This window comes from Streptomyces sp. PA03-1a (assembly GCF_033792805.1).
In the GTDB taxonomy this organism is placed as follows: Bacteria; Actinomycetota; Actinomycetes; order Streptomycetales; family Streptomycetaceae; genus Actinacidiphila.
Genome location: NZ_JARAVO010000006.1, coordinates 25386 through 38730, shown reverse-complemented (window position 1 = coordinate 38730; position 13345 = coordinate 25386). Strand labels below are relative to the sequence as shown.

The window sequence follows — 13345 nt, the reverse complement described above, 5'->3', positions numbered from 1 at the left end:
CACCCTTTCGGGTGGCCGCCCTCGGTCGTTTGCGTGGTGCGTCACCCGGTCCGGCGACCGACCCGGGTAGGGTGATCATCACTGTTCCGGGACCGTCGGCTTCCTCGAGCTGTGACGATCTCCGCGGGGCGGAGGCCTTGACGAACCGCACGCAGCGCGCGATTCTCAGGACGCGTCGTCACATCGGCCATGGACCGAGGCATGGAACGAAGGCGATGCGGGAATGCCTAGCGTGGCAAGCGTGAAAGAGGGCATGACGGCTCACAACAAGGGGCTCCTACCGACCCCTCCGGAGGACGAGATTGGTGCAGTACCGGTCTCCGAAACTCTGCACTGGACATCAGTGTGCCAAGTGGCTACACTGACCCTTTGCGCTGCCTGTTAGCTGCCGCCTGGCCCGTCACCAGGGGCAAGCCCAAGCCTGAGCACACATGAGGAACCGTCCTGACCAGGGCCTCCTTGTCTGCGCCCGGGGGCGGAAGCCGGTACGCGCGTAGTGAGTCCGAGCCCTCGGAAGGACCCCCTCTTGGCCGCCTCGCGCAACGCCTCGACTGCCAATTCGAACAACGGCGCAAGCACCGCCCCGCTGCGCATCTCTTTCGCGAAGATCAAGGAGCCCCTCGAGGTCCCGAACCTCCTCGCGCTGCAGACCGAGAGCTTTGACTGGCTCCTCGGCAACGCCGCCTGGAAGGCTCGCGTCGAGGCGGCCCTGGACAGTGGCCAGGACGTCCCCACCAAGTCCGGTCTGGAGGAGATCTTCGAGGAGATCTCGCCGATCGAGGACTTCTCCGGGTCGATGTCGCTGACCTTCCGCGACCACCGTTTCGAGCCTCCGAAGAACTCGATCGACGAGTGCAAGGAGCGCGACTTCACGTACGCGGCCCCGCTCTTCGTCACGGCCGAGTTCACCAACAACGAGACCGGCGAGATCAAGTCCCAGACGGTCTTCATGGGCGACTTCCCGCTCATGACCAACAAGGGCACCTTCGTCATCAACGGCACCGAGCGTGTCGTGGTGTCCCAGCTGGTGCGCTCGCCGGGTGTCTACTTCGACAGCCAGATCGACAAGACGTCCGACAAGGACATCTACTCCGCCAAGGTCATCCCCTCCCGTGGTGCCTGGCTGGAGATGGAGATCGACAAGCGCGACATGGTCGGTGTCCGCATCGACCGCAAGCGCAAGCAGTCCGTGACCGTCCTCCTGAAGGCGCTCGGCTGGACCACCGAGCAGATCCTCGAGGAGTTCGGCGAGTACGAGTCCATGCGCGCCACCCTGGAGAAGGACCACACCCAGGGCCAGGACGACGCGCTGCTGGACATCTACCGCAAGCTGCGTCCGGGCGAGCCGCCGACCCGTGAGGCCGCGCAGACGCTGCTGGAGAACCTCTACTTCAACCCCAAGCGCTACGACCTGGCCAAGGTCGGCCGCTACAAGATCAACAAGAAGCTGGGTGCCGACGCGCCGCTCGACGCCGGCGTGCTGACCGTCGAGGACGTCATCTCGGCGATCAAGTACCTGGTCAAGCTGCACGCGGGCGAGACCGAGACCACCGGCGACAACGGTTCCTCCGTGGTCGTCGAGGTCGACGACATCGACCACTTCGGCAACCGTCGTCTGCGCAACGTCGGCGAGCTCATCCAGAACCAGGTCCGTACGGGTCTGGCCCGTATGGAGCGTGTCGTCCGCGAGCGGATGACCACCCAGGACGTCGAGGCGATCACGCCGCAGACCCTGATCAACATCCGGCCGGTCGTCGCCTCCATCAAGGAGTTCTTCGGCACCAGCCAGCTGTCCCAGTTCATGGACCAGACGAACCCGCTGTCGGGCCTGACCCACAAGCGCCGTCTGTCCGCGCTGGGCCCCGGTGGTCTGTCCCGTGAGCGGGCCGGCTTCGAGGTCCGTGACGTGCACCCGTCCCACTACGGACGCATGTGCCCGATCGAGACCCCCGAAGGCCCGAACATCGGTCTGATCGGCTCGCTGGCCTCCTACGGCCGGGTCAACGCGTTCGGTTTCGTGGAGACCCCGTACCGCAAGGTCGACGAGAACGGTGTCGTCACCGACGAGGTCAACTTCCTCACGGCCGACGAGGAGGACCGCTTCGTCATCGCCCAGGCGAACGCCCCGCTGACCGACGACAACCGCTTCGCGGAGTCGCGCGTCCTGGTGCGCCGCCGTGGTGGCGAGATCGACTACGTCCCCGGTGAGGACGTCGACTACATGGACGTCTCGCCGCGCCAGATGGTGTCGGTCGCGACCGCCATGATCCCGTTCCTCGAGCACGACGACGCCAACCGCGCGCTCATGGGATCGAACATGATGCGCCAGGCCGTGCCGCTGCTCAAGGCGCAGGCCCCGCTGGTCGGCACCGGCATGGAGTACCGCTGCGCGGTCGACGCCGGTGACGTCATCAAGGCCGACAAGGACGGTGTGGTCCAGGAGGTCTCCGCGGACTACGTCACCGTCGCCAACGACGACGGCACCTACAACACCTACCGGGTCGCCAAGTTCTCCCGCTCGAACCAGGGCACGTCCTTCAACCAGAAGGTCGTCGTGGACGAGGGCGCCCGCGTGATCGCCGGCCAGGTGCTTGCCGACGGCCCGTCCACCGAGCGTGGTGAGATGGCGCTGGGCAAGAACCTCCTGGTGGCGTTCATGCCGTGGGAGGGCCACAACTACGAGGACGCGATCATCCTCAGCCAGCGTCTGGTGCAGGACGACGTCCTCTCCTCGATCCACATCGAGGAGCACGAGGTCGACGCCCGTGACACCAAGCTCGGCCCCGAGGAGATCACCCGGGACATCCCGAACGTCTCCGAGGAGGTCCTGGCCGACCTCGACGAGCGCGGCATCATCCGCATCGGTGCCGAGGTCGTCGCCGGCGACATCCTGGTCGGCAAGGTCACCCCGAAGGGCGAGACCGAGCTGACCCCGGAGGAGCGCCTGCTGCGCGCGATCTTCGGCGAGAAGGCCCGTGAGGTCCGTGACACCTCGCTGAAGGTGCCACACGGCGAGACCGGCAAGGTCATCGGCGTGCGCGTCTTCGACCGCGAGGAGGGCGACGAGCTGCCGCCCGGCGTGAACCAGCTGGTCCGCGTCTACGTGGCACAGAAGCGCAAGATCACCGACGGTGACAAGCTCGCCGGCCGCCACGGCAACAAGGGCGTCATCTCCAAGATCCTGCCGATCGAGGACATGCCGTTCCTGGAGGACGGCACCGCGGTCGACATCATCCTCAACCCTCTGGGTGTCCCGTCCCGGATGAACCCGGGACAGGTCCTGGAGATCCACCTCGGCTGGCTCGCCGCCCAGGGCTGGGACGTCTCCGGCATCGGCGACGAGTGGGCGCAGCGCCTCACGGCGATCGGCGCCGACCAGGTGGAGGCCGGCACCAACGTCGCCACCCCGGTGTTCGACGGTGCCCGCGAGGACGAGATCGCCGGTCTCTTCGAGGCCACGATCCCGAACCGCGACGGCCAGCGCCTGGTGCTGCCCTCCGGCAAGGCCCGGCTCTTCGACGGCCGCTCCGGCGAGCCGTTCCCGGACCCGATCTCGGTCGGCTACATGTACATCCTCAAGCTGCACCACCTGGTGGACGACAAGCTGCACGCCCGTTCCACCGGTCCGTACTCGATGATCACCCAGCAGCCGCTGGGTGGTAAGGCGCAGTTCGGTGGTCAGCGCTTCGGTGAGATGGAGGTGTGGGCCCTTGAGGCGTACGGCGCGGCCTACGCGCTGCAGGAACTCCTCACCATCAAGTCCGACGACGTCCTGGGCCGCGTGAAGGTCTACGAGGCGATCGTCAAGGGCGAGAACATCCCCGAGCCGGGCATTCCCGAGTCCTTCAAGGTGCTCATCAAGGAAATGCAGTCGCTCTGCCTCAACGTGGAGGTGCTGTCCTCGGACGGCATGTCCATCGAGATGCGCGACACGGACGAGGACGTCTTCCGCGCGGCGGAGGAGCTCGGTATCGACCTGTCCCGGCGCGAGCCGAGCAGCGTCGAAGAGGTCTGACGGGCCGGCCGGGGAGCTGCCGTGAGCAGCTCCCCGCCTCCCCCGGACCGTTCAGACATGTTTGACTTTCGACCCCGAAAGAGGGATTGACGACAAAGTGCTCGACGTCAACTTCTTCGACGAGCTGCGGATCGGCCTTGCGACCGCGGACGACATCCGACAGTGGTCCCATGGCGAGGTCAAGAAGCCTGAGACCATCAACTACCGCACCCTGAAGCCCGAGAAGGACGGACTCTTCTGCGAGAAGATCTTCGGCCCCACCCGGGACTGGGAGTGCTACTGCGGCAAGTACAAGCGTGTCCGCTTCAAGGGCATCATCTGTGAGCGCTGCGGCGTCGAGGTCACTCGCGCCAAGGTGCGTCGTGAGCGGATGGGCCACATCGAGCTGGCCGCCCCCGTGACCCACATCTGGTACTTCAAGGGCGTTCCGTCGCGGCTGGGCTACCTGCTCGACCTCGCCCCGAAGGACCTCGAGAAGGTCATCTACTTCGCCGCCTACATGATCACGTGGGTGGACGACGAGCGTCGTACCCGCGACCTGCCCTCGCTGGAGGCCCAGGTCTCCGTCGAGCGTCAGCAGATCGAGCAGCGCCGTGACTCCGACATCGAGTCCCGGCAGAAGAAGCTCGAGGCCGACCTCGGCGAGCTGGAGGCCGAGGGCGCCAAGTCCGACGTGCGCCGCAAGGTGCGCGAGGGCGCCGAGCGGGAGATGAAGCAGCTGCGCGACCGCGCCCAGCGCGAGCTGGACCGGCTCGACGAGGTGTGGTCCCGCTTCAAGAACCTCAAGGTCCAGGACCTGGAGGGTGACGAGCTGCTCTACCGCGAGCTGCGGGAGCGCTTCGGCACCTACTTCCAGGGTTCGATGGGTGCCGCGGCGCTGCAGAAGCGCCTGGAGTCCTTCGACCTGGACGAGGAGGCCGCCAAGCTCCGCGAGATCATCCGTACCGGCAAGGGCCAGAAGAAGACCCGTGCGCTCAAGCGCCTCAAGGTCGTCTCCGCGTTCCTGCAGACCACCAACAAGCCCCAGGGCATGGTGCTGGACTGCGTCCCGGTGATCCCGCCGGACCTGCGTCCGATGGTGCAGCTGGACGGTGGCCGCTTCGCGACCTCCGACCTGAACGACCTGTACCGCCGCGTCATCAACCGCAACAACCGCCTCAAGCGCCTCCTCGACCTCGGTGCCCCCGAGATCATCGTGAACAACGAGAAGCGCATGCTCCAGGAGGCCGTCGACGCGCTCTTCGACAACGGCCGTCGTGGTCGCCCGGTCACGGGCCCCGGCAACCGTCCGCTGAAGTCGCTGTCCGACATGCTCAAGGGCAAGCAGGGCCGGTTCCGCCAGAACCTGCTCGGCAAGCGCGTCGACTACTCGGCCCGTTCGGTCATCGTCGTCGGCCCGCAGCTCAAGCTGCACCAGTGCGGTCTGCCCAAGGCCATGGCGCTGGAGCTCTTCAAGCCGTTCGTGATGAAGCGCCTGGTGGACCTGAACCACGCGCAGAACATCAAGTCGGCCAAGCGCATGGTCGAGCGCGGCCGCACGGTCGTGTACGACGTGCTCGAAGAGGTCATCGCCGAGCACCCGGTGCTGCTGAACCGTGCGCCGACCCTGCACCGCCTCGGCATCCAGGCCTTCGAGCCGCAGCTGGTCGAGGGCAAGGCCATCCAGATCCACCCGCTCGTCTGCACCGCGTTCAACGCGGACTTCGACGGCGACCAGATGGCCGTGCACCTGCCGCTGTCCGCGGAGGCGCAGGCCGAGGCCCGCATCCTGATGCTGTCCTCGAACAACATCCTCAAGCCCGCCGACGGCCGTCCGGTGACGATGCCGACGCAGGACATGGTCCTGGGTCTGTTCTTCCTCACCACGGACGCGGAGGAGCGCGAGCTCCGGGGTGAGGGCCGGGCGTTCGGCTCGACCGCCGAGGCGATCATGGCCTTCGACGCGCGCGAGCTCTCGCTCCAGTCGCGGATCGACATCCGGTTCCCGATCGGCACCGTCCCGCCGCGTGGCTGGACCCCGCCGGCGGACGTCGAGGGCGAGGAGCCCTGGCAGCTGGGCGACTCCTTCCGGCTGAACACGACCCTGGGCCGTGCGCTCTTCAACGAGCTGCTGCCCGAGGACTACCCGTTCGTGGACTACCCGGTGGGCAAGAAGCAGCTCTCCGAGATCGTCAACGATCTCGCCGAGCGGTACCCGAAGGTCATCGTGGCGGCGACGCTCGACAACCTGAAGGCGTCCGGTTTCCACTGGGCGACCCGTTCCGGTGTCACCGTGGCCATCTCCGACGTCGTCGTGCCCGAGGCCAAGAAGGCCATCATCGCGGGCTACGAGGCTCAGGACGAGAAGGTCCAGAAGCAGTACGAGCGCGGTCTGATCACCAAGGACGAGCGCACGCAGGAGCTCATCGCGATCTGGACCAAGGCGACCAACGAGGTCGCCGAGGCGATGAACGCGAACTTCCCGAAGACCAACCCGATCTTCATGATGGTCGACTCGGGTGCCCGCGGAAACATGATGCAGATGCGTCAGATCGCGGGTATGCGTGGCCTGGTGTCCAACGCGAAGAACGAGACCATCCCGCGGCCGATCAAGGCGTCGTTCCGCGAGGGTCTCACCGTGCTGGAGTACTTCATCTCCACCCACGGTGCCCGTAAGGGTCTCGCGGACACCGCTCTGCGTACCGCCGACTCCGGTTACCTGACGCGTCGTCTGGTCGACGTCTCCCAGGACGTCATCATCCGCGAGGAGGACTGCGGCACCGAGCGCGGCCTCAAGCTGGCGATCGCCGAGCGCTCCGAGGACGGTTCGCTGCGCAAGACGGACGACGTCGAGACCAGCGTGTACGCGCGCTGCCTCGCCGAGGACGTCGTGGTGGACGGCAAGGTGCTGGCCACCGCCGGCACCGACCTGGGCGACGTGCTCATCGAGCAGCTCATCCACAACGGCGTCGAGGAGGTCAAGACCCGCTCGGTCCTGACCTGCGAGTCCGCGGTGGGCACCTGCGCGATGTGCTACGGCCGTTCGCTCGCGACCGGCAAGCTGGTGGACATCGGTGAGGCGGTCGGCATCATCGCCGCCCAGTCCATCGGTGAGCCCGGCACCCAGCTGACGATGCGTACCTTCCACACCGGTGGTGTGGCCGGTGACGACATCACGCAGGGTCTGCCGCGTGTCGTCGAGCTCTTCGAGGCGCGTACCCCCAAGGGTGTCGCCCCGATCTCGGAGGCGGCGGGCCGCATCCGGATCGAGGAGACCGAGAAGACCAAGAAGATCGTCATCACCCCGGACGACGGTGCCGAGGAGATCGCCTACCCGATCTCCAAGCGTGCCCGGCTGCTGGTGGGCGAGGGCGACCACGTCGAGGTCGGCGAGAAGCTGACCGTGGGTGCCACCAACCCGCACGACGTGCTGCGCATCCTGGGTCAGCGGGCCGTCCAGGTCCACCTGGTCGGGGAGGTCCAGAAGGTCTACAACTCGCAGGGTGTGTCGATCCACGACAAGCACATCGAGATCATCATCCGGCAGATGCTCCGCCGGGTGACGATCATCGAGTCCGGCGACGCGGAGCTGCTGCCGGGCGAGCTGGTCGAGCGCGGCCGCTTCGAGACCGAGAACCGTCGGGTCGTGGCGGAGGGTGGCCACCCGGCCTCCGGCCGTCCGCAGCTGATGGGTATCACCAAGGCCTCGCTGGCCACCGAGTCCTGGCTGTCGGCCGCCTCCTTCCAGGAGACGACCCGGGTCCTCACCGACGCGGCGATCCACGCCAAGTCCGACTCGCTGCTGGGCCTCAAGGAGAACGTCATCATCGGTAAGCTCATCCCGGCCGGTACGGGTCTGTCCCGCTACCGCAACATCCGGGTCGAGCCGACCGAGGAGGCCAAGGCCGCGATGTACTCGGCCGTCGGCTACGACGACATCGACTACAGCCCGTTCGGCACCGGCTCCGGCCAGGCCGTCCCGCTGGAGGACTACGACTACGGCCCGTACAACGGCTGAGTCGTCCGCTCGAAGCCGCTGGGCGGCCATCCCTCGGGGTGGCCGCCCAGCGGCTTTGTGCCGCCCTGGACGGGCCTGTGGGGGCCTTCCAGGGCGGTACGGGCGGGGGAGGGGCGGCACGGACCGGCCGACCGTGTGACGGGGCGTCCTGGGAACGTGGTTTTCCGGGCATAATGGAGCGATGCGGGCTGCGAACGATGATCGCGAGCGTACGGTGGACGTGCTCAAGGCTGCGTTCACCGAAGGGCGGTTGACCCAGCCGGAGTTCGAGGACCGGGTCGGGCTGGCCTACCAGGCGGTGACGTACCAGGAGCTGTATGGGCTCACCGCGGACATCCCGCGCCCACGCCGGCTCCCCGCGCCTCCGCCGCCGGTCAACGCCAAGGCGGTCGCCTCGCTGGTCTGCGGTGCGGTGGGCATGTTCGGACTGGTGATCCCCGGGATACCGGCCGTGGTGCTGGGGCACATGGCGCGCCGGGAGATCCGGCGCACGGGCGAGCGGGGCGACGCGCTCGCGGTGTGCGGACTGGTGATGGGGTACCTTCTGACCGCGTTCACGGTCGCGATCACGGCGATCGTCGTTATGGTGGTAGTGGCGGTCAGTCACGGCTGAGTGCGTTCTCGCGAGCTCCCCGCGGGGCCCGGCGGGAGGGTGCGGCATCGGCCGAGACCATATGTTTTGACCGAAGGCTGGGCGCTGGGTACGCTCTGACCTTGTGCCTGGGGTGTGCCCGGGTTCTCGTGCGTGCACTTGTCCGTGCGGGACACCGAGGCCGATACACCGACAAATATGCGGTTTCGCTTCGGCGGAAATCGTATGAGGTGCGCGACACACCCGACCGCGTGGGTCGGCGTGAGCCGCTGAAACCCCAGGTTAGAAGTATCGAGTCGGCACACAGAAACCGGAGAAACGGTGCCTACGATCCAGCAGCTGGTCCGAAAGGGCCGGCAGGACAAGGTCGAGAAGAACAAGACGCCCGCACTGAAGGGTTCCCCTCAGCGCCGCGGCGTCTGCACGCGCGTCTACACGACCACCCCGAAGAAGCCGAACTCTGCCCTGCGCAAGGTCGCGCGTGTGCGACTGACCAGCGGCATCGAGGTCACCGCTTACATCCCGGGTGAGGGTCACAACCTGCAGGAGCACTCCATCGTGCTCGTGCGTGGTGGCCGTGTGAAGGACCTGCCGGGTGTTCGCTACAAGATCATCCGCGGCTCGCTCGACACCCAGGGTGTCAAGAACCGCAAGCAGGCCCGCAGCCGCTACGGCGCCAAGAAGGAGAAGTAAGAATGCCTCGTAAGGGCCCCGCCCCGAAGCGCCCGGTCATCATCGACCCGGTCTACGGTTCTCCTCTGGTGACGTCGCTCGTCAACAAGATCCTGCTGCACGGCAAGCGCTCCACCGCCGAGCGCATCGTGTACGGCGCCCTCGAGGGCCTGCGCGAGAAGACCGGGCAGGACCCGGTCATCACGCTCAAGCGCGCCCTGGAGAACGTCAAGCCCTCCCTCGAGGTCAAGTCCCGCCGTGTCGGTGGCGCGACCTACCAGGTGCCGATCGAGGTCCGCCCCGGCCGCGCCAACACCCTGGCGCTGCGCTGGCTGGTGGGTTACTCCCGCGCCCGCCGCGAGAAGACCATGACCGAGCGTCTGATGAACGAGCTGATGGACGCCAGCAACGGTCTGGGCGCCGCGGTGAAGCGTCGCGAGGACACCCACAAGATGGCCGAGTCCAACAAGGCCTTCGCGCACTACCGCTGGTAGTCCGCGCCCCCATCGAGAGAACCGAGAGAAGACTGAAGCCTTATGGCTACCACTTCACTTGACCTGGCCAGGGTCCGCAACATCGGGATCATGGCCCACATCGACGCGGGCAAGACGACGACCACCGAGCGGATCCTGTTCTACACCGGTGTCTCGTACAAGATCGGCGAAGTCCACGACGGCGCTGCCACCATGGACTGGATGGAGCAGGAGCAGGAGCGCGGCATCACGATCACGTCGGCCGCGACGACCTGCCACTGGCCGCTGGAGAACGTCGACCACACCATCAACATCATCGACACCCCGGGTCACGTCGACTTCACCGTCGAGGTGGAGCGCTCGCTGCGCGTGCTCGACGGTGCCGTGACGGTGTTCGACGGTGTCGCCGGTGTCGAGCCGCAGTCCGAGACCGTCTGGCGTCAGGCGGACCGCTACGGTGTGCCGCGCATCTGCTTCGTCAACAAGCTCGACCGCACCGGCGCCGAGTTCCACCGCTGCGTCGACATGATCGTGGACCGCCTCGGTGCGGTTCCGCTGGTCATGCAGCTGCCGATCGGTGCCGAGGCCGACTTCAAGGGCGTGGTCGACCTCGTCCAGATGAAGGCCCTCGTGTGGTCCGCCGAGGCCACCAAGGGCGAGATGTACGACGTCGTCGACATCCCCGACACCCACACCGAGGCCGCCGACGAGTGGCGCGGCAAGCTGCTCGAGGCCGTCGCCGAGAACGACGAAGAGATGATGGAGCTGTACCTGGAGGGCACCGAGCCCAGCCAGGAGCAGCTGATGGCGGCCATCCGCCGCATCACCCTCGCCTCCAAGGGCGGCGCGGGCTCCGTCACCGTCACCCCGGTGTTCTGCGGAACCGCGTTCAAGAACAAGGGCGTCCAGCCCCTGCTCGACGCGGTCGTGCGGTACCTGCCCTCGCCGCTGGACGTCGAGGCCATCGAGGGCCACGCCGTCGGCGACGCCGAGCAGATCATCAAGCGCAAGCCCTCGGACGACGAGCCCTTCTCCGGCCTCGCGTTCAAGATCATGAGCGACCCGCACCTCGGCAAGCTCACCTTCGTCCGGGTGTACTCGGGCCGCCTGGAGTCCGGCAGCTCCGTGCTGAACTCCGTCAAGGGCAAGAAGGAGCGCATCGGCAAGATCTACCGCATGCACGCGAACAAGCGTGAGGAGATCGACTCGGTGGGCGCCGGCGACATCGTCGCCGTCATGGGCCTGAAGCAGACCACCACCGGTGAGACGCTGTCCGACGACAAGAACCCGGTGATCCTGGAGTCCATGGACTTCCCGGCTCCGGTCATCCAGGTCGCGATCGAGCCCAAGTCCAAGGGCGACCAGGAGAAGCTGGGTGTCGCCATCCAGCGCCTCTCGGAGGAGGACCCCTCCTTCCAGGTCCACTCGGACGAGGAGACCGGCCAGACGATCATCGGCGGCATGGGCGAACTGCACCTCGAGGTGCTGGTCGACCGCATGAAGCGCGAGTTCAAGGTCGAGGCGAACGTGGGCAAGCCCCAGGTCGCCTACCGCGAGACCATCCGCAAGGCGGTCGAGCGGATCGACTACACGCACAAGAAGCAGACCGGCGGTACCGGCCAGTTCGCGAAGGTGCAGATCTCGCTGGAGCCGCTGGAGGGCGGAGACGCCTCCTACGAGTTCGTCAACAAGGTCACCGGTGGCCGCATCCCCCGCGAGTACATCCCGTCGGTGGACTCCGGTGCCCAGGAGGCCATGAAGTTCGGCATCCTGGCCGGCTACGAGATGGTCGGCGTCCGCGTCACCCTTCTCGACGGTGGCTACCACGAGGTCGACTCCTCCGAGCTGGCGTTCAAGATCGCCGGTTCGCAGGCCTTCAAGGAGGGCGCCCGCAAGGCGAGCCCCGTCCTCCTCGAGCCGATGATGGCCGTCGAGGTCACCACGCCCGAGGAGTCCATGGGCGACGTCATCGGCGACCTCAACTCCCGCCGTGGCCAGATCCAGGCCATGGAGGAGCGCAGTGGTGCCCGGGTCGTCAAGGGCCTGGTACCGCTGTCGGAGATGTTCGGCTACGTCGGCGACCTCCGCAGCAAGACGTCGGGTCGCGCGAGCTACTCGATGCAGTTCGACTCCTACGCCGAGGTTCCCAAGAACGTCGCCGAGGAGATCATCGCGAAGGCCAAGGGCGAGTAACCCAGCAGTTGTTCCCGCACTAGGCTTGACCGGGAGGCTTGGGGGCATTCCGCCGCGAACCGCAAGGGGAGCGTCGGATGCCCCGGCCGCCCGTAACCCAGCAAAGATCACCCTGGCGCCGATGAAGTAAGGCGTACAGCAACTCCACAGGAGGACCCCAGTGGCGAAGGCGAAGTTCGAGCGGACTAAGCCGCACGTCAACATCGGCACCATCGGTCACATCGACCACGGTAAGACCACTCTTACCGCTGCGATCACCAAGGTGCTGCACGACGCGTACCCGGACCTGAACCCCTTCACGCCGTTCGACCAGATCGACAAGGCGCCGGAGGAGCGGCAGCGCGGTATCACCATCTCCATCGCGCACGTCGAGTACCAGACGGACGCGCGTCACTACGCGCACGTCGACTGCCCGGGTCACGCGGACTACATCAAGAACATGATCACCGGTGCCGCGCAGATGGACGGCGCCATCCTCGTGGTCGCCGCCACCGACGGTCCGATGCCGCAGACCAAGGAGCACGTGCTCCTGGCCCGCCAGGTCGGCGTTCCCTACATCGTCGTCGCCCTGAACAAGGCCGACATGGTGGACGACGAGGAGATCCTGGAGCTCGTCGAGCTCGAGGTCCGTGAGCTGCTCTCCGAGTACGAGTTCCCGGGCGACGACCTGCCGGTCGTCCGCGTCTCCGCGCTGAAGGCGCTGGAGGGCGACAAGGAGTGGGGCGAGAAGCTCCTCGGCCTGATGAAGGCCGTGGACGAGTCCGTCCCCACCCCCGAGCGCGACGTCGACAAGCCGTTCCTGATGCCGATCGAGGACGTCTTCACGATCACCGGTCGTGGCACCGTCGTCACCGGTCGTATCGAGCGCGGCATCCTCAAGGTCAACGAGACCGTCGACATCATCGGCATCAAGACCGAGAAGACCACCACCACGGTCACCGGCATCGAGATGTTCCGCAAGCTGCTCGACGAGGGCCAGGCCGGTGAGAACGTCGGTCTGCTGCTCCGCGGCATCAAGCGCGAGGACGTCGAGCGCGGCCAGGTCATCATCAAGCCGGGTACGGTCACGCCGCACACCGACTTCGAGGCCCAGGCCTACATCCTGTCGAAGGACGAGGGTGGCCGTCACACCCCGTTCTTCAACAACTACCGCCCGCAGTTCTACTTCCGTACCACGGACGTGACCGGCGTCGTGACCCTCCCCGAGGGCACCGAGATGGTCATGCCGGGCGACAACACCGCCATGACGGTCGCGCTGATCCAGCCGATCGCCATGGAGGAGGGCCTGAAGTTCGCCATCCGCGAGGGTGGCCGGACCGTCGGCGCCGGCCAGGTCACCAAGATCCTGAAGTAAGGATCCCGGCGATCTGCCGCTTGCCGTAGGCGAGCTGTACGAGGGCCCC

Annotated in this window: 7 protein-coding genes; all 7 read left to right on the top strand. The window is 66.7% G+C overall.

The window, feature by feature from the left end:
- The first annotated feature begins 526 nt into the window (after positions 1 to 526).
- Positions 527 to 4015: a DNA-directed RNA polymerase subunit beta gene (gene rpoB, locus PV341_RS02390; RefSeq protein WP_500328154.1), complete on the top strand. Its 3489-nt coding sequence runs from the start codon at positions 527 to 529 to the stop codon at positions 4013 to 4015.
- Positions 4016 to 4112: 97 nt separating this feature from the next.
- Complete coding sequence (locus PV341_RS02385) at positions 4113 to 8012, top strand: DNA-directed RNA polymerase subunit beta' (RefSeq protein WP_499513418.1); 3900 nt, start codon at positions 4113 to 4115, stop codon at positions 8010 to 8012.
- Positions 8013 to 8193: 181 nt separating this feature from the next.
- Positions 8194 to 8625 carry a DUF1707 and DUF4190 domain-containing protein gene (locus tag PV341_RS02380; protein WP_500328153.1) on the top strand — a complete coding sequence of 144 codons (432 nt, stop codon included), beginning with the start codon at positions 8194 to 8196 and terminating at the stop codon, positions 8623 to 8625.
- A gap of 300 nt (positions 8626 to 8925) precedes the next feature.
- Positions 8926 to 9297 carry a 30S ribosomal protein S12 gene (rpsL, locus tag PV341_RS02375; RefSeq protein WP_014144289.1) on the top strand — a complete coding sequence of 124 codons (372 nt, stop codon included), beginning with the start codon at positions 8926 to 8928 and terminating at the stop codon, positions 9295 to 9297.
- 2 nt (positions 9298 to 9299) lie between these two features.
- Positions 9300 to 9770, top strand: coding sequence for a 30S ribosomal protein S7 (rpsG, locus tag PV341_RS02370; protein WP_018558864.1), 471 nt, complete (start codon positions 9300 to 9302; stop codon positions 9768 to 9770).
- 42 nt (positions 9771 to 9812) lie between these two features.
- Positions 9813 to 11942 (top strand): elongation factor G, encoded by a 2130-nt coding sequence (fusA, locus tag PV341_RS02365; RefSeq protein WP_499513420.1) that lies wholly within the window; start codon positions 9813 to 9815, stop codon positions 11940 to 11942.
- Positions 11943 to 12102: 160 nt separating this feature from the next.
- Complete coding sequence (gene tuf / locus PV341_RS02360) at positions 12103 to 13296, top strand: elongation factor Tu (RefSeq protein ID WP_018558866.1); 1194 nt, start codon at positions 12103 to 12105, stop codon at positions 13294 to 13296.
- The last annotated feature ends 49 nt before the right edge of the window (positions 13297 to 13345 follow it).

Excerpts from the sequence above, each read along its gene's own strand:
- PV341_RS02380 (WP_500328153.1), top strand. The coding sequence starts at position 8,194 with ATGCGGGCTGCGAACGATGATCGCGAGCGTACGGTGGACGTGCTCAAG.
- rpsG (WP_018558864.1), top strand. The coding sequence starts at position 9,300 with ATGCCTCGTAAGGGCCCCGCCCCGAAGCGCCCGGTCATCATCGACCCG.
- fusA (WP_499513420.1), top strand. The coding sequence starts at position 9,813 with ATGGCTACCACTTCACTTGACCTGGCCAGGGTCCGCAACATCGGGATC.